Source organism: Ruegeria sp. YTSC106, assembly GCF_059609765.1.
The window spans coordinates 82,365-100,292 of the sequence record NZ_JBXWMI010000005.1 but is presented as its reverse complement, the minus strand read 5'-3'; the positions used below and the strand labels follow the sequence as shown (position 1 = coordinate 100,292).

General features: G+C 58.6%; 12 protein-coding genes. 5 read left to right on the top strand and 7 right to left on the bottom strand.

The genetic code is table 11. From position 1 onward, the window contains the following. From AC2FEB_RS08795 to AC2FEB_RS08785, 3 genes are all read right to left on the bottom strand, one after another. Nucleotides 1–936, bottom strand: coding sequence for a nickel/cobalt transporter (locus AC2FEB_RS08795; protein ID WP_496676568.1), 936 nt, complete (start codon nt 934–936; stop codon nt 1–3). Further along, a complete protein-coding gene (locus AC2FEB_RS08790; RefSeq protein ID WP_117869761.1) occupies nt 921–1,568 on the bottom strand; it encodes a DUF1007 family protein in 648 nt (215 codons plus the stop codon). The genes AC2FEB_RS08795 and AC2FEB_RS08790 overlap by 16 nt, the downstream gene beginning before the upstream one ends. 72 nt (nt 1,569–1,640) lie before the next feature. Beyond that, on the bottom strand, nt 1,641–2,447 hold the full coding sequence (locus AC2FEB_RS08785) for a thioesterase family protein (protein WP_496676566.1): 807 nt from the start codon (nt 2,445–2,447) through the stop codon (nt 1,641–1,643). A gap of 366 nt (nt 2,448–2,813) precedes the next feature. Here AC2FEB_RS08785 and AC2FEB_RS08780 point away from each other — a divergent pair, with 366 nt between their 5' ends. Next, nucleotides 2,814–3,749 carry a 2-hydroxyacid dehydrogenase gene (locus AC2FEB_RS08780; RefSeq protein WP_496676564.1) on the top strand — a complete coding sequence of 312 codons (936 nt, stop codon included), beginning with the start codon at nt 2,814–2,816 and terminating at the stop codon, nt 3,747–3,749. Nucleotides 3,750–3,764: 15 nt separating this feature from the next. Here AC2FEB_RS08780 and AC2FEB_RS08775 read toward each other — a convergent pair whose 3' ends face one another. Next, nucleotides 3,765–4,121 carry a hypothetical protein gene (locus AC2FEB_RS08775; protein WP_496676562.1) on the bottom strand — a complete coding sequence of 119 codons (357 nt, stop codon included), beginning with the start codon at nt 4,119–4,121 and terminating at the stop codon, nt 3,765–3,767. A 325-nt stretch (nt 4,122–4,446) separates the two neighbouring features. On the opposite strand from AC2FEB_RS08775, the gene AC2FEB_RS08770 reads away from it, so the two are divergent. The 4 genes from AC2FEB_RS08770 (at nt 4,447) to AC2FEB_RS08755 (ending at nt 11,854) form a co-directional block, all read left to right on the top strand. Then, the gene (locus tag AC2FEB_RS08770) at nt 4,447–4,770 is read left to right on the top strand and encodes a hypothetical protein (protein WP_496676559.1); all 324 of its coding nucleotides are present in this window, start codon (nt 4,447–4,449) and stop codon (nt 4,768–4,770) included. A gap of 54 nt (nt 4,771–4,824) precedes the next feature. Then, nucleotides 4,825–5,811 carry a type I glyceraldehyde-3-phosphate dehydrogenase gene (locus AC2FEB_RS08765; protein ID WP_496676556.1) on the top strand — a complete coding sequence of 329 codons (987 nt, stop codon included), beginning with the start codon at nt 4,825–4,827 and terminating at the stop codon, nt 5,809–5,811. Nucleotides 5,812–6,005: 194 nt separating this feature from the next. Further along, complete coding sequence (locus AC2FEB_RS08760) at nt 6,006–7,769, top strand: autotransporter assembly complex protein TamA (RefSeq protein ID WP_496676602.1); 1,764 nt, start codon at nt 6,006–6,008, stop codon at nt 7,767–7,769. Next, nucleotides 7,766–11,854 carry a translocation/assembly module TamB domain-containing protein gene (locus AC2FEB_RS08755; protein WP_496676554.1) on the top strand — a complete coding sequence of 1,363 codons (4,089 nt, stop codon included), beginning with the start codon at nt 7,766–7,768 and terminating at the stop codon, nt 11,852–11,854. Before AC2FEB_RS08760 ends, AC2FEB_RS08755 begins: the two co-directional genes overlap by 4 nt. Before the next feature lie 575 nt (nt 11,855–12,429). On the opposite strand, the gene fdhF is transcribed toward AC2FEB_RS08755, so the two are convergent. The 3 genes from fdhF to AC2FEB_RS08740 all read right to left on the bottom strand — a co-directional run bounded on the left by fdhF (nt 12,430) and on the right by AC2FEB_RS08740 (nt 17,897). Then, nucleotides 12,430–15,213, bottom strand: a complete 2,784-nt coding sequence (fdhF, locus tag AC2FEB_RS08750; protein ID WP_496884001.1) for a formate dehydrogenase subunit alpha — start codon at nt 15,211–15,213, stop codon at nt 12,430–12,432. Nucleotides 15,214–15,226: 13 nt separating this feature from the next. Then, nucleotides 15,227–16,930, bottom strand: a complete 1,704-nt coding sequence (locus tag AC2FEB_RS08745; protein ID WP_496676551.1) for an NAD(P)H-dependent oxidoreductase subunit E — start codon at nt 16,928–16,930, stop codon at nt 15,227–15,229. 85 nt (nt 16,931–17,015) lie between these two features. Beyond that, entirely contained in the window at nt 17,016–17,897 is an 882-nt protein-coding gene (locus tag AC2FEB_RS08740) for a LysR family transcriptional regulator (RefSeq protein WP_496676548.1), read from the bottom strand. Between the last annotated feature and the right edge of the window lie 31 nt (nt 17,898–17,928).

Below are 17,928 nucleotides of genomic sequence, written 5' to 3'. Positions count from 1 at the left end.
CTAAATCGCCCGCAAAAGCAATCCACTTGCGATCACGGCAATGATCAGCCCGGCGACCAGTTCGATTGTTGGGGCCAGCACCGATGCGAACCGCGTTGCTGAGGCTGAGGCCAGCAGACCTCCGCGAAGGCCAAAGGATGTCCATCCCACCAAGGTCGTCACCAACGCCGTGCCCAATGCCATTGCAAAGGCCCCAGCGATACCGACCATCGCGATGCCCATCTGCCACGTCAGGATCAGTACGAACAATGCACCTGTGCACGGTCGCGCCGCGATGCCAGCTATCAGGATCAGGGCCTCGCGCAGTGAACCAACATTTGCAACTTCTTGCGCAGTTGGGCCATGGCGGTGACCACAGTCTGAACAGACCTCTCCATCGTGGTGGTGATGATGCGTGTGATCGTTTTCATCATGATGGTGGTCGTGGGGCGATGTGGTTTTCCGTCTACTTGCGAAACTGCGCAAAGACCGAACCACCAGCCAAAGACCGATAAGGGCGATTGCACCGTAGCTTATCGGAGCCATGACCTGTTCAGTCGTTCCAACAAGGCTTTCACGGGACATCTGGAACACCAGCACCCCGGCATAGACCAGTACGACGGCCGTCACCGCCTGCCCCAGGCTGGACAATACACTGATCGCCGATAACCGCCAAAAGGCGACGCGCCGACCCAACCCGTAGCCACCGATCAGGACCTTTCCGTGGCCGGGGCCGATGGCATGAAAGAACCCGTAAGCGAAACAAACCGTCAGTAGCGTTGCCACCGCCTCGGGCTGCTCGGCACGCGCGGCACGCAAGGACCGGGCAATCTGGTTCTGGAATTCTCGTTGCTCCCCCGCGGCCCAGGCCGCAAGACTGTCAAAGCCTCCGCTGCCCCAGAACCAGAGCAGCAGACCGCAGGCAAGAGCAACCGGAACAATCAGGTAGCGGGACATGAAACACGGATCTCGGTCGCGAAGTTTTCACCGACCAGTGGAATATCGTTTTCCTCGAGGTCATAGTCTGCGTCCAGTGTCAGCAGGAACGCCTGCATCTGTGCAAGTTGTCCATCGATGTCCGGGTCAAACCGATCCATCTGGCACGCAGCAGGACCTGTTACGGTCACGGGCCGTGTCACCTCGTAGGCGGTGTAAAACGTCTCATCAAATGCCTTTGCGGACAATGCCGTGGCTGGCACGGCGCCAGCTTCCACCGCCCTGAGATGCGTGGTGACAACGCGCCCGTCTTCAACTGTCGCGTGCGCCTCCATCGGACCGGAAAGTGCAACCGGGTTTCCGTCTGCCGTAACGACAAGATCACCGTTGTATCCTTCAACCCACTGCATATCGAACCCGGTCAGGAACTGTTCTTCGCTTTCCGTCAGAATGCCGTCAGCATCCTGATCCAGCTTCATGTCTTCCAGAACCAGCAACGAGTAGAATTCGTCATATGCCCAGGTCACGCGGACATGGGTCAATTGACCAGCGTCATCCACGATGAACTCCAGCCCGGTACCAATGAAAACATGCGGGTGGGCATTGGCCTGCATAGGCAAACAAAGGATCAAAGTGGTTATAAGGTAACGCATAGTCGCAAGATAGGTGTCCCTCCACGTGGCGGCAACGACATTTTCAATCCCTATGCGAAATCCGGCCAAACATCAGGTCGGCGGAAACAGAACCAGTGTTTGCAGCGCAGTACCCACCGGACCCTGCGTATCGAAGAGCACGGATTGAGACATGCCGATACCGGAAGGCTGCCAATGCGAAACCGACTTCGAGGCCAGCCAGTCCGAAACCGGTTCACGGTGGATATGCACGGTCAGGTCAGTATTCATGAACCCCATTTCCGAGGTTGGCGCATTCCATGAGATACCGTTGCCACAATCGGCCAAAGGACACAGCGCCTGAATGGGCGACTGATCCTCGCCTTGCAAAAGCTGCGGAGTACGCATCCAAATTGTTTTGGGCCCAGCACCCTGTTTTCCCCCTGTCGGATAGCGAATATCGCTGTAATGGGCGAAACCGGGCAGATCGTGGCGAATTTGACCAATTGGAAAGGGGCCCTCTACAACATCCTCTATCCTCGGCGCATCTATGTCGACATTCGGCACCTGCCCCAGATCGCGCCGCAAAAGATGCATTGTGGTGGCCGTAGCGCAGAGCGTGTCATCAAGATCGTGTACCGTGACCCGCGTGGTCCCGAGCGTCTTGGTATGGCGCGTGGTCTCTGCCGCGACACGGAGCCCGGCCAATGGAAGTGGACGCAACAAATCAACGGTCAGACGGGTCAGCATCTTTTCGGGGCCGATTTCGGTTTCCGCGGCCCGCACAATCAAACCGCTGACCGGCCCCGCGTGGCAATGAGCGGCAGACCACGGCCCGCGCGCGGCATCGTTACCAATAAAGGCCCCGTCATCGCGCTGATGAAAGTAGGTCTTGTCCGCAAAATCCAGCGCTTCCGCCATGTGTTCCTCGGGTCTATTCTTGTGCAAATCGTTTCAATTCATCTGGGCCCAGGTGTTCAACCACTTTCGCTATTCTGACGTCGGGGGGCGGACATGTTGGACACACCGTCCTTGCAATCAGTTTCGCTTTCGCTTCCAGGGAAACACGTGTCATCCAGCCGCACGATCTCAGCCCCGGTCATTGCGGTAACATCCTTCAGATGATCATGATTTTGATCCATCAGGCTGATTGTCATGTTTGCCGAAATGTCCCTGTCAAGCACCCAGTCCGGGCTATACTTTTACCGCAAGGATGGCTTAACTGCCCGGGCCCTGTCCACCGTAATGACGGGACGTCACCGCATCAAACCTAAGCAGGAGCCGTACATGGCGTTGTTGATCGAAACCGGGTTGTCCAACTGGATAAGTGATGACGACATTGCCCGCAGTTTACAGGCGGTGTTGCTGGATGCGGATATCCGCACCGCCGATACGTTGGGAAATCCGGATGACATAACAATGCTGGCCGTGGTTGATATGCAACGTGACCACCCGACGCGACTGCCCAACCTGAAACTGGTACAAAAGCTGGGTGCAGGGGTGGAAACCATTGTCAGTCATCCCGGTTTGCCCGGTCACGTTCGCATCGCCCGCCTGAAGCCTGACGCACCGGCGCAGGGCATTGCCGAGTGGTTTCTGGCCTATATCCTGCGCGCTCAGCGACACATGGCATTTCACGAAGCGGCCCAAACCCGCGCCGAGTGGTCCCCGCGCGCACCGGTTTTTACGCCGGACACCGTAGTCGGCGTTCTGGGTCTTGGTCACATCGGTGCCCGCACCGCGCGGATGCTGCACGCCGTGGGCTTTCAGGTGATGGGCTGGAGCCGTACGCCCAAAGCCATCGAAGGCGCAACTTGTTTGCATGGGCAGGACGCGTTGCCCGCGCTTCTTCGCCAATGCGACCACGTTTGCGCAATCCTGCCCTCGACCCCTCAAACCGCTGGCCTGTTTGATGCCCGGATGCTGGCGGCGATGAAACCCGGCAGTCAGTTGCTGAACGCGGGGCGCGGAAATCTGATTGATGAGGGCGCCCTCATCGCGGCACTGGACGCAAGTGTTCCGGGGCATGCCGTGTTGGACGTCACGTCGCGGGAACCTTTGCCACAAGACAGCCCGCTATGGCGCCACCCCGGCGTTACGATCACGCCACATGTTTCGGGCTGGCATCTGGGCGATGCGTTGTCAGATGTGGCTGAAAACTTCCAACGCCTCTGTTCTGGCGCGCCCTTGCTACATGAAGTCAATCGCGATCAGGGCTATTGAAACCTGACCCGATGATCAGGGCGTAAGGATCCAGTTGCCATTGCCATCGTTGCATCGGCGGGTTCGGATTTCCCTGCTCTGATCACCACCGTCCGGCTGAATCACATGCTGAAGACCAACGCAATTTCCCTTCACCGATTGCACCCGGATTGTTCCTTTTGAACCCGTGTCGTCATTCTTCCATGGCCGCTCCTGGCCCACGGATGGCGTGCCACTGGTCAAAAGCGCGTTTGAGGCCGCGTTGACCACTTCAAAATCTGCTGGAGACAACCCCATCTCGGCTATGATTCGAGATAGCGGCTTGGCCTCGACCGCATTGGTCATCAAAAGAATGCCGAATGCGGCTATGGCGGTTAAAATCGGGGCATTCATGGCGGCCTCACAGAACTGAAATCATTTGTGGTCAAGGTTATACACCTGATCCGGCGGGGCCAAGCCCCGAAGCGAACCTTCAAATTATCCCGAACTGGCCTATCTACGCGATTTCTGTTCGCAAGCCTGCAATACAGGCGATCCGGGGCGATTCAGGTTTTGGTGGCACAAGGGCTTCAACCGACATTTGCCTTTGCCCCCGCCTCGCCGGTTACAACTGCCCGACAAGGTGGCGCCACAATTTTATGACCTTAGGGCTTCACAGACGGGCCTGAATTTGCTGAAATTCAAGTAAATTCTGATTTTTAGCACTGGAGATTGTTCCATGAAACTACGCCCTGCCCCAATGGCCATCGCAGCACTCGCTGCATCTGCGGCCCTATATACCTCGCCGATATCGGCCAAGGAAGAAACCAAATCCGTCTTCGTCATGAGCCGCAACTGGGCGGTGACACAGGTTTCCGACGCGCCGGTCGTTTATCGCGCCACGCGCGACAACAACAACCTCAACCCCTTCGGACCTCCACCGCGCCTGCGTACGGTTCAGGCCATTGCCGCGATTCAGCAGGCAACCGGGTGCAAACCGATCGTGGCCAGTATGTATCAGAACATCTCGGGCCAGTTTTTCTCGCAGGTCAGTTGCAACTGACACAGCGTCAGATCAGGCATTGAGGTCACCCGACCGGCCTGCCATAGCTTGCGCATGAGACTCGCGATTAACGGATTCGGCCGCATTGGCCGCACGATCCTGCGGCAGGTTCTGGCCCTGCCGGCTGGGTCGGATATCGAGCTGGTGCTGATCAATGACATCGCGCCGCTGGACACCTGCGCATACCTGTTCAAATACGACAGCACATTCGGCCCCTATCCCGGCGATGTGTTCGGGGGGGACGCCGCGCTGATCGTGGATGGACGCGCGATTCCCATGACCCACAGCGCCGATCTGTCCCGCGTTGATCTGTCGGGCGTTGACGTCATGCTGGATTGTACGGGTATCGCCCGCAGCTCGGACGTTGCGCGTCGCGGGTTGTCCGCGGGCGCAGGTAAAGTACTGATCTCAGGCCCATCCCCCGCCGCTGATGTCACCATCGTTCTGGGCGCAAACGAGGACCAGTTGGGCAACGCCCGGATTGTGTCAAACGCGTCCTGCACCACCAATGGGCTGGCGCCACTGGTCAAGGCCATCGACGATATCGGCCGCGTCGCATCGGGGCACATGACCACCATCCACTGCTATACCAACAGCCAGCCAATGGTCGATGCCCCGCGCGGCGACCTGGCCCGTTCTCGGGCAGGGGCACTGTCGATGGTGCCGACCACATCGAGCGCGATGCTCCTTATCGATGTCGTCCTGCCTCATCTGGCCGGGCGCATTTCGGGCGCGGCTGTCCGCGTTCCCACGGCAAGTGTGTCAGCCGTGGACCTTGTGGTCACATTGCAGCGCGGCATGAGTGCAGAAACCTTCGATCACGCCCTGAAGCAGGCCGTTGCTGCATCACCTGTGCTTGGCTGGACTGACTTGCCTCTGGTCTCGTCCGACCTGCGGGCTCGCCCTGAATCGCTGGTTATTGCCGGGCCTGAGACCCGTATGGTGGGTGAAAATCAGATTAGGGTCTTTGGTTGGTACGACAACGAATGGGGGTTTTCGGCGCGAATGCTGGACGTGGCCCGCCTTATGGCAGCCGAATAGCCGGGCGGTGACGTCAACACAATAAGGCCCAAAAAAAACGTGTCTCATGCATAATTCCTTTCCTCTTCCGCATTCAGATGCTCTAACCTGAATTCAAACGACCGTGCATGGCGCGGGCAAGAGAACTGGAATTGGGGCATTTGGGGCAATTCATGCGAAGGAGCAAGCGGCAATGCCGTCTGGGGCGCTGGCTGATGGCCGCAGTTGTGACTTTGGCCCCAACCACACTGGTGGCGCTGGAAACCTCACTCTCTGCCCCCGGCGCATCGAAAGAACTGGTTGAACGACTCGAAAAGACATCCTCAGTAACGACGGCTGAAGAACGTGGCCTCGACACCCCGCTTGAAATCCTCTCAGCGGCTTTGTCGGATTACCGAACGATTGTACAAATCCTGTACGACGATGGGTATTTCAGTCCGGTCGTCAGCATCAAGCTTGATGGACTGGAAGCGGCCGAACTGAGCTCTCTCACGGTGCCTGCACAAATCAACCGTGCTGCGATTACCGTTGAAACCGGGCCAAGCTTCAAATTCGGCACCGCCATTGTTCAGCCCCTGGCCCCCGACACGGAGCTGCCCGAAGACTTTGCCTCTGGGAAACTGGCGACAACCGGAGCCATTCAACAGGCCTCCTCGGCCGGTGTTCAGGGCTGGAGGAACGCTGGTCATGCAAAAGCCAGTGTTGCGGGTCAGACAATCATCGCGCGCCACGCACAAGCCCGCCTGGATGCCCAGATCGACCTTGATCCCGGACGCAGGCTGACATTTGGCAGAATGTTAATCAAAGGCGATTCAGATGTGCGTCACAGGTCCATCGAAAAGATCGCCGGGTTCCCCAGTGGAGAGGTATATTCGCCCGAGAAAATTCAGAAGGTTGGAACACGATTGCGCCGGACCGGTACGTTCAACGTGGTCTCGCTGCAGGAACGAGAGACCCCAAACCCCGATGGCACACTGGATTTCGATGCCACGTTCGAAGACTTGCCCAAACGTCGGTTGACCTTTGGTGTGGAACTGGCCTCTCGCGATGGTGTTGATGTGACCGCGACATGGACCCATCGCAACATGTTCAGGCGCGCAGAACGTCTGCGCTTCGAAGCGGCGGTTCGAAATATTGGTGGTGCCGAGGATATCGATGGCCGGATCGGGCTGCGTCTGGATCAACCTGACCGGCTTGGCCCCGATGACAACACCTTCTGGAGCACCCTGCTGGAACGCCGCAACACGGAAAACTATAATGTGACGGTGGCTTCGCTGGCCTATGGTGCGCGCCGAACGTTTTCAGACAGTCTCTACGCCGAGGCATCGGCCGGATTTCAGTGGTCGGACGCGGACGATGCATATGGCAGCGGGCGCAAGTTCAGGTATTTCATCCTGCCGTTCCGATCCGAATGGGACCAACGCGACAGCAAAGTCAGCGCCACGCGCGGATTCTATCTGGACTCGCAAGTCATGCCCTTTGTCGGAATTTCCGGTACGGATACCGGCATCCGCCTTTTCTTTGATGGGCGGGCCTATACCAGCCTGGGGACAGGGGGGCGGATCGTTTTGGCCGGTCGCGCGCAACTGGGATCCGTGATTGGCCCACCCGCCGATGGCGTCACACCTGACTTTCTGTTCTTCTCGGGCGGCGCGGGAACCGTGCGCGGGCAGCCGTATGAAAGTCTCGGCATTCCGGTCGGGACCGGCATCGCGGGCGGTAAGTCGTTTATTGGCTTGTCCGGTGAGATCCGTGGCAAGGTAACCGACAGCCTGTCATTGGTCGGATTTTATGACTACGGTGTTGTCGACACGTCGTCCTTTATCGGCAGCGGCGCAGAAGACCACTCTGGCGCTGGTATTGGCGTAAGATATGATCTGGGCGGGTTTGGCCCCCTGCGCTTTGATCTGGCCTATCCTGTCAGCGGTCCCACCGGGGACGGGCTACAGTTCTACATCGGGATCGGACAGGCGTTTTGAGACGATACCTTTCATACCCTCTGTTGATCGGCGCGCTGGCATTCGTGCCGGTGGCCGGACATCCGCAGGAAGATGAAGGCGGCAGCATGATCGAGCGGTTCCTACAGGATACCCTGTCGGGCGACGATCAGAACGTCACCGTCAAAGGCTTGCAAGGTGCGCTAAGTTCACGCGCCACGATTGCCGAGATCACAGTTGCAGATGACGAAGGAGTCTGGCTTACCATCAAGGATGCCGAACTGGACTGGAACCGACTGGCTTTGATCCGTGGGCGGTTCTCGGTCAATGCTTTGACTGCGCACGAGATCGACGTCGCCCGCGCGCCGGGCACCACCACCAAGGATACGCCGCCGCCGACCGCAGAAACAAAAGGCTTCCAACTGCCTGAACTACCCGTTGCCATCGAAATCGGCGAAATCCGCATCGACGAGCTGGCTTTGGGCCAGCCTCTGATCGGAGTGGCCGCGGAATTGGCGGTCAATGGCAACCTGTCACTTGTCGACGGGACGCTGGACACCAATCTGGATATTACCCGGCTGGATCGGGCCGGTGATGAAATCAAGTTGACTGCGGGCTTTCAGAATTCAGACAGCCAGATCGATCTTGACCTTCAGGTGACAGAGGCAGCGGGCGGTCTGATCTCGGCCGCTCTGAAAATTCCGGACAGTCCGCCGATTGGATTGACCGCGAAAGGGTCCGGACCGGTGACCGACTTCACAGCAGATATCGGCCTCAGCAGCGATAGTCAGCCTCGGGTGACAGGGCAGGTACGGTTGCGCTCGGCCCCGACTGCGGCGGCAAGCGCGGAAGAGGGTATTGCCTTTACCGCCGATCTCGGCGGTGATCTGACACCATTTGTAGCCGACAATATGGATACATTCTTCGGCGCCAAAACACGGCTGTATGTGGATGGGCGGACGCTGCCCGACGGTGCGCTGACCATCAGTGATCTGGAACTCACCTCGCAAGCGCTGAACCTTGAGGGTCAGCTGGAACTGGCAGCGGGTGGTCAGCTTCAACTGGCGGCCCTTCAGGGGCGAATTACTCCGCCAGAAGGGCAAAGCGTTGTTCTGCCTGTCTCAGGCGGCGACACATCCATTGGAGCGGCACAGATTTCCGCGCTGTTCGACGAAAAGAACGGCAACCTTTGGGATCTGAGCCTGACCGCGAAGGCCGTGAAAACCGAACAGCTCGACGTGCAGCGCGCGCAAGTCTCGGCGCAGGGAACCCTGGAACAGGGTGATGCCCTGAGCTTCGACGGCGATCTGCAAGCCGCTCTGGACGGTATCAAAATGGCTGACTCCGGGCTGAATGCAGCAGTGGGCAGCCGCATTACTCTGGATGGCACCTTCGAATATGGCAGTGACCAATCCCTCAACCTGACCGGGTTCGAACTGGTCGGTTTGGACTACGATTTGGGCATCGACGCATTGATCAGCGGCCTGTCCACCGGGTTGGCCGTCGACGGCACCGCCACTCTAGAAGCCACGGACTTGTCCCGATTTTCGGAACTGGCCAAGCTGGAGCTGGGCGGTCAGGTCTCTGCCCGACTGACTGGTCAGGGTTCACCACTGGAAGGCAGTTTCGACGGCAAACTGGAGGTCGAGGGCACTGACCTCTCTTCCGGGCGTGATGACATCGATCCGGTGATCCGGGGAAAAACAACGATTACGCTCGACGCCAAGCGCGGCGCAGATGGTGTAACCGTCCGTGATTTTACCCTGATCGGGGATACCTTGCGCGCGCAGGTCGATGGCACGGTAACGACACCTGATGGCAACGTGGCTATCGATGGTCAGGCAACGGTCAATTCCCGGGACCTTTCAGTGTTCTCAGGCCTTGCCAACCGCGAGCTTGGGGGTGCAGTGCAAGCGAAACTGAACGGAAAGGGAACCGTTCAGACGCTGGAGTTTGACGGCACAGCCAGCGTGTCCGGCCGGGACATCAAAACCGGCCTGGCCGAGATTGATCCGCTGTTGGCCGGTCGCAACGAGATCACGTTCGACGGTGCGCTGAGCCAGGAACGGATTGTGATCCGCGACGCGACGGTGAACGGTTCTGCCCTGACCGCCAAAGCCTCTGCCACCATAGACGACCCAAAGAGTGCTTTGGCTATTGACGGACAAGCCAATCTGAACATCCCGGACCTTTCGCTGTTTTCAGGCCTTGCCAAACGCGATCTGGCAGGAGCGATCCGTGCGGATGTTGCCGGCAAGGGCGCGGTCGGCAGCATGGCGTTCGACGTAATAGGCAATTTGGCTGCGGACGATATCAAAACCGGAATCGATGCCGTAGACGACCTGATCCAGGGGCGAACGAATCTGACCGTGGACGCGGTGAATAACGACGAAGGCCTGAACATCCGCACGTTCCAACTGATTGGAACCGCCCTGTCGGCAAATGCATCAGGAAAGTTGGACCGAAACGCTGGCGGATTGGACTTTTCCGCCAAATTGGATGACCTCGGCCGCCTGTCGCAAACCTTGTCCGGCCCGCTTAGCCTGAGCGGGAACGTCGCTCCAACCGGTTCTGGGCTAGAAGGCACTGCCCGTCTGGACGGACCAGACAGCTCATTCGCCAGCCTTCAGGGAACAGTTGACCGGAATGGGTCTGCCGACGTCGACTTTGACGCCAAACTAAACCAGATTGAGCGGTTTGTTCCAGAGTTCCCCGGCACCGTTGCAGCAACAGGGACGGCCCAGCGCGACAATGGAGTCTGGACGATCGACGCCAAGGCGCAAGGGCCCGCGGACATAGACACCACGTTGGCCGGCACCTTTGACGAAACTAGCGGTCAGGCGGATCTGACAGCTCAGGGCGGCATCAACCTTGGAATCGCGAATGTATTTATCACACCCAACAAGATCGACGGATCGGCGCGCTTCAATCTTGCCCTCAAGGGCGCGCCTACGCTGGCGTCACTGAGCGGATCGGTCACCACTTCGGGCACATCGCTTGCCATTCCGGGTGCGGGTCAAACCATTACCGGGATCAGTGGTCAGGTGGATCTGGCCCAAAGCCGCGCAACCATCACACTGAATGGCGGAGTTCGGGCGGGCGGCAGCTTTAGCGTCAACGGACCTGTAGACCTGACCCCTCCGTTCAACGCCCAGATCACCACCACCCTGAACAACCTCGTGCTGACGGATCAGTTGCTGTATGAAACCACCCTGAACGGCCAGATTGCTATGACCGGGGCTTTGGCCGGAAACAGTTCTTTGGCCGGGCAGATCACGTTTGACGAGACCAACATCAACCTTGCAGCCGCGTCCGGCGCGGTAGGCGCGGCACCTATCCCGGATATCCAGCACATCAACGAAAGTCATCCCGGTTTCGTCACGCGAGAGCGTGCCGGATTGGTTGTGATCGAAGGATCCGAGAAAAGCGCGTCCCGGATTGCGCTGGATATTAGCCTGCTTGCACCCAAGGCGGTTTTTGTCACAGGGCGAGGCGTGAATGCAGAACTGGGCGGTCGGATTCTCATCGGGGGCACCACAGCCTCTGTTGTTCCGTCCGGTCAGATCGAACTGATCCGGGGGAATTTCGACATTCTGGGCCGCAGGTTGGCACTGACAAAGGGGATTGTCACACTACAGGGTGACCTGACACCGTATATCGAGTTCGAGTCTTCGGCCAGCACGTCCGACGGCACAGCGACAATCGAAATTGCAGGCCCGCTGGATTCACCTGAGGTCAATGTGTTTTCCGATCCCGAACGTCCGGCTGAAGAAGCGCTGGCGATGCTGCTTTTCGGGAACCGGTTTTCAGAAATCTCGCCGTTCCTGATCGCGCAGATGGCGGCATCACTGGCGCAGCTTAGCGGTGCGGGAGGTGATGCAACGAAAGGCCTGCGCGATTCCACCGGAGTGGATACGGTTGACATCGGTGCTTCGGAAGGCGGCGCGGGCCGTTTGGGCGCTGGCGCGTATCTGGGTGAAAACCTTTATACAGACTTCACTGTGAACACCGAAGGCGACACCGAAGTGAACTTGAATCTCGATGTTACCGACAGTTTCACAGTACGTGGTACCGTCGATGGTCGTGGCGAGACAGGCGTGGGTTTATTCTTCGAACGCGATTACTAACCAACTGTCAAAAAGAAGCTAAATTGAGCCGCCCTTTCGTGTCGCGCGAGCAGGTGTAGGGTGTTCAAAACGCCTTTTAGACGGCTCATTCCGATTTCATTGGTGGTCGGGAAACGTTGTTTCAGAAAGATTCAAGTGCCGAAACCAGCGTGGTATCCCAGACGACAATAAGACTCACCGGTGTCCAGTGAGTAATTCACCAGTACATCCGGGTTTTTTCGCAAATTTAGAAACAGGGAAATTGTACAGACACCGCGACATCTCACTCCATGACCTGTCAGCTTGTCTTCTCACCTTTCCCTGGTTTGTCAGCAATTTTCGGCGCCCTTGGGAACGCGAATAGCTTCTGATTATCTTGTGCCTTCAGCCATTCTATCGCTGCGGCATGGCGTTCCATGTCACTGTAACACAGCTGCTGACGAGTCACCTGCTCCGAGGTCACGGCCTAAGACCTCAGAAAAATGTAGCGAACGAGTCGTAAGGGCCAGTCAAATGAAGCAGTCGGTAAGACTATAGCGTGGCGAAGAAAAAAGCGGCCCCCTCCGAGGCCGCTTTTATTCAGTCTGGCAGCGATCTCATTCCGCTGCGATCGCATCCTCGATCTTTTCGACACGAATGGCCGAGAACTTGAACTCGGGGATCTTGCCGTAAGGGTCGATGGCCGAGTTCGTCAGGATATTCGCTGCCGCTTCGACATATGCAAACGGAATGAACACCATGTCTTCGGCAATTGCCCGGTCGGCGCGCACCATGATTTCAATCGAACCACGACGCGTGGTCAGGCGGATCATTTCACCCGGTTCGATTCCCATCAGCTTCAGTGTGCGCGGGTTCATCGAGCAGTTGGCCTCGGGCTCAACCGCGTCAAGAACCTTGGCGCGGCGGGTCATCGATCCGGTGTGCCAATGTTCCAGCTGACGGCCAGTGGTGGCAATCATCGGGTATTCGTCATCGGGCGCCTCATCGGGCGGGATCACGCTGGCCGGTGTGAACCTTGCCTTGCCGCCCGCACGAGGGAAACCATCACCGAACACGATAGACTGGCCGGGATCGGTTTCGCTGAGCGACGGATAGGTGATCGTCTCGGTTTCCAGCCGTTCCCACGTGATATTGTCCAGCGATTCCATAGTCAGTTTCATCTCGGCAAAGACCTCAGACACGTCGGTGTAATCCCAGTTCAGACCGATCCGCTGTGCCAGTTCGACTGTGATCTTCCAATCCTCGCGTGCCTCACCCGGAGGTGCCACGGCCGGACGGACACGCTGAACCTGACGGTTGGTGTTCGACACCGTGCCGTTCTTTTCATACAGCGCCGAGGCCGGCAGGATGATGTCCGCATAGTTCGCGGTTTCGGTCAGGAAGATGTCCTGCACGATCATCAGGTCCAGCTTGGCCAGCGCTTCACGTGCGTGGCCAACATCCGGATCGGACATAGCCGGGTTTTCACCTTGAATGTACATGCCCTTGATGTTGCCCGCATAGGCTTGGTCGATGATCTCTGTGACGGTCAGGCCCTTCTCGTTCGAGAAATCATCCGATTTCCAGACATTGGTGAATTGCGCACGAATGCCATCGTCCGTAACCGTTTTGTAATCCGGCAGGAACATCGGGATCAGACCCGCGTCTGACGCGCCCTGCACGTTGTTCTGGCCCCGCAGAGGGTGCAGACCCGCGCCGGGTTTGCCGACGTTCCCGGTCATCAGAGCCAGCGAGATCAGGCAGCGTGAGTTATCTGTGCCGTGGATGTGCTGGCTGACGCCCATGCCCCAGAAGATCAGACCAGCCTTGGCTTGTGCAAAGGTGCGCGCAACGCGGCGCAGCTGATCCGGTTCGATGCCACAGATCGGCGCCATCGCCTCGGGCGTGAACTGGCGCAGGTGCTCTTTCTCGGCTTCCCAGTTCTCGGTCCAGCGGTGGATGTACTGGCTGTCATACAGCTCTTCCTCGACGATCACGTTCATGATCGCGTTCAGCATCGAGACATCCGCGCCCGGGCGGAATTGCAGCATTTCGTCGGCAAACTTGCGCATACCAACGCCGCGCGGGTCCATCACGATCAACTTGCCGCCGCGTTTGGCGAACTGCTTGAAATAGGTCGCGGCAACGGGGTGGTTCTCGATCGGGTTCGACCCGATGATGATCGCCACATCCGCGTTTTCGATCTCGTTGAAGGTCGCGGTCACGGCGCCCGAGCCGACGTTCTCGATCAGAGCGGCCACAGACGATGCGTGACACAAACGGGTGCAGTGATCGACGTTGTTGTGCTTGAACCCCTGACGGATGAACTTCTGAAACAGATAAGCTTCTTCGTTGGTGCATTTGGCCGAACCAAAGCCAGCAATCGAAAGCGGGTTTTCGTCGCGCAGGGCCATCAGCCTGGTTGCGGCCAGATCCATCGCCTCTTCCCATGTCGCTTCGCGGAAATGGGTGCCGATGTTACCGGGATCGACGTTCAGCCCCTTCTCGGGCGCGTCCTCGCGCCGGATCAACGGCTTGGTCAGGCGGTGCGGGTGGTGGATGTAGTCGAACCCAAAGCGGCCTTTGACGCACAAACGGCCTTCGTTTGCCGGGCCGTTGATGCCCTCGACATACTTGACCTTGCCGTCCTTGACCTTCAGCGAAACCTTGCAGCCTACGCCACAGAACGGGCAGACGCTTTCGGTCTCAGAGTCGTAATCTCTGCTGTCCCCCTGCTGTTGGTCGTCCAGCACGGTTGCAGGCATTAGGGCGCCGGTCGGGCACGCCTGAACACATTCACCACAAGCGACACAGGTTGAATCGCCCATCGGGTCGTTCTGGTCGAACACCACCTGAGAGGTGTGGCCGCGGCCAGCCATGCCGATCACGTCATTCACCTGCACATCGCGGCAGGCACGGACGCAGAGGTTGCAGTTGATGCAGGCATCCAGATTGACGCGCATCGCAACGTGGCTGTCATCCAACAGCAGGATCTTCTCGGCCTCTTTTGCCGGGAAGCGGCTGTCGCTGACATCGTTCAGCCTGGCCATGTCCCAGAAATGGCTGGATGCGTCATGGGGTTGCTCGGGCTGGTCAGCCACCAGCAGTTCCATGACCATCGCACGGGATTTCTCGGCGCGGTCGGTGTCAGTCTTGACGACCATCCCGTCAGCAGCCGGACGGATGCACGAGGCGACCAGAGTACGCTCGCCTTCCACCTCGACCATACAGGCGCGGCAGTTGCCATCGGGTTTGTAACCCGGTGCCGGTTTGTGACACAGATGCGGAATAACCAGTCCACGGCCATTGGCCGCGTCCCAGATGGTGGTGCCTTCGGGCACGGTGACGTCATCGCCATTCAGGTTGAAGGTGACGGTCTTGGTTGGGCTTGCATCAAGCATGGCTCTGTCTCCCTCAGATTTCGTCAGCGAAATGTTTCATGACCAGACGGATCGGGTTCGGGGCCGCCTGCCCCAGACCACAGATCGAGGCGTCGCCCATGACCTGACACAGATCTTCCAGCAGGTTCTGATCCCACTTGTCGGCCTGCATCAGCTTGACCGCTTTTTCGCAACCCGCCCGACAGGGGGTGCACTGGCCGCAGCTTTCGTCCTCGAAGAATCGCAGCATGTTCAGCGCCGCATCGCGGGCCGTGTCCTGACCGGATAGAACCACAACCGCAGCAGACCCGATGAACGTGCCCAGCGGCTGTAGGGTGTCAAAGTCGAGCGGGATGTCGTCGATGCTGGAGGGGAGAAGACCTGACGACGGCCCGCCCGGTTGATACGCCTTGAACACATGACCTTCGGCCATGCCCCCGGCGGCATCAATCACGTCAAGAATGGTCGACCCTGCCGGCAGCAGGTAGACGCCGGGTTTCGCCACCCGGCCCGAGACCGAATAACTGCGCAGCCCCTTGCGGCCATTCTTTTCAACCGAATTGAGGATTTCCGGACCTTCCCGGCAGATCTTGGACACCCAGTAGAGCGTTTCCACGTTGTGCACCAGCGTCGGGCGTCCAAACACGCCGACCTGCGCCACGAAGGGCGGTCGGTGACGCGGCAGGCCTTTTTTGCCTTCGATCGACTCGATCATCGCGGATTCTTCACCGCAAATATAGGCGCCAGCGCCACGGCGCAGGTCGATATAGCCAGGCTCAACAGTTCCGGCATCTTCCAGCGCGGCGATCTCGCGGCGCAGAATTTCCAGAACCGCAGGGTATTCGTCGCGCATATAGATAAAGCAGGTCTCGGCCTCGACCGCCCAGGCGGCGATCAACATGCCTTCAAGGAAGACATGCGGTGTGCGTTCCAGGTAATAGCGGTCTTTGAAGGTGCCGGGCTCGCCCTCGTCGCCATTGACGGCCAGATAGCGCGGACCTTCGTTCATGCGAACAAAGCCCCATTTTTTGCCCGACGGGAAGCCCGCTCCGCCCAGACCGCGCAGGCCCGAGGACAGGACATCTTCCTGTACATTCTCCCAATTGCCGCCGTCACGCAGTTCTTTCAGCGTGGCGTAACCGCCATTTGCCTCATACGCTGCGAAAGCTTCGTAGTCGGGCAGATGGGCATGGGTGTCATCCGCAGCAATCGCGGCCTGCACCTTATCGGGGTTGGCATGGTCGATATGGTTGTGACCGATCTCCAGCACCGGCGCTGTGTCACAGCGGCCCATGCAGGGCGCGCGGACCACACGGACTTCGGTTGGGTCCAGACCGTCTTTCAGTGCCTTTTGCAGTTGTTGGGCACCCGCCATTTCGCAGGACAGGGAATCACAGACGCGAATGGTCAGCGCAGGCGGAGGAGTCTCGCCTTCATTCACCACGTCGAAATGAGCGTAGAACGTCGCGGTCTCGTAGATTTCCGCCTGACCGATCCGCATCTCGACCGCTAGCGCGGCAATATGGTCGGCACTGATATGGCCGTGTTCATCCTGAATCAAATGCAGGAATTCGATCAGCAGATCGCGGCGGCGCGGACGGTCGCCCAGCAGGCGGTGAATTTCAGCCTGCGCCTCATCCGTGAATTGACGACCTTTGGGCGTGTGTCGCCCCTTGCCTTTACCTGACTTCCAGACGCCCTTGGGTGCGACTGATGGCTTGGTGTCTAATGGTGCCATGATGCCCTCCGATTCAGGCCCCGTGTCTCATCAGGCTAACATATCGTCAAATCGCTTTTGGCAATTGCACGATAACGACACCTTATCACCGTAAAGACGTCACCACGGCGCGCAGCGCCCGTACAGTTGGCAGTTCTGGATCGCGGCTTCGTGTCGCCAGACAAATCGGTTTGCTGACAATGGGCTCGACCAGCGGCAGAACCTTTGTCCCTTTCAACTCGCCCAATGCCCGAATAAGGACACGGGGCACAACCGTGGCGGCCAGCCCCTCGCGTGCCATCACCATCGAAGCGGTAAACCCGCTGGTTTCGGCAACCACGTCCGGGTACAAACCCTGATCTTCAAATACATGATCCAGAATACGCCGGTTCTGCATCTGCGGCTCGAGTAGACTTAGCGGGAATTCGGCCACGCGCGCCCAAGGTATCGGACCGGTTTCGTCCGTCATGTGCGACGGGACCAGCAGAACATAGGTTTCCTCGTACAAAGGTTGCACCTGCCGCAGGTCGGTCCCGATGCTGTCGCCATACGTTACCCCAGCGTCCAGGCTGCCTTCGTCCAGCCGGTGTTGAATGGCGGTCGCTGACATGGTTTCGATGCGCGTAATGATACGTGGATGCGCCTGTCTCAACCGTTTGGTGAGCCGCCCGGTAAAGGCGATGGCCGTCGGGATCACGCCCAAAATCAGCGTGCCGGTGATCTCGCCTTTGGCGGCCAGTACCTGTTGCTCGAGTGCCTTGGTGTCATCCAGAATGCGACGCGCCCGCTGGACGATCATCTCTCCCTCTTCCGTCAGACCCTGAAACCGGTTGGCGCGGCGGACAATGGAGACGCCCAGCCGATCCTCAAGATTACGAATGCGCATCGAGAACGCAGGTTGCGAAATCCCGCACTCTTCGGCCGCCTTGGCAAAATGGCGGTGCCGCGCAAGGGCGCTGAGCAGTTGCAGGTCGCGGATTTCGATCATTTGGACGTTTCTCGAATGACGGGTCGAAACC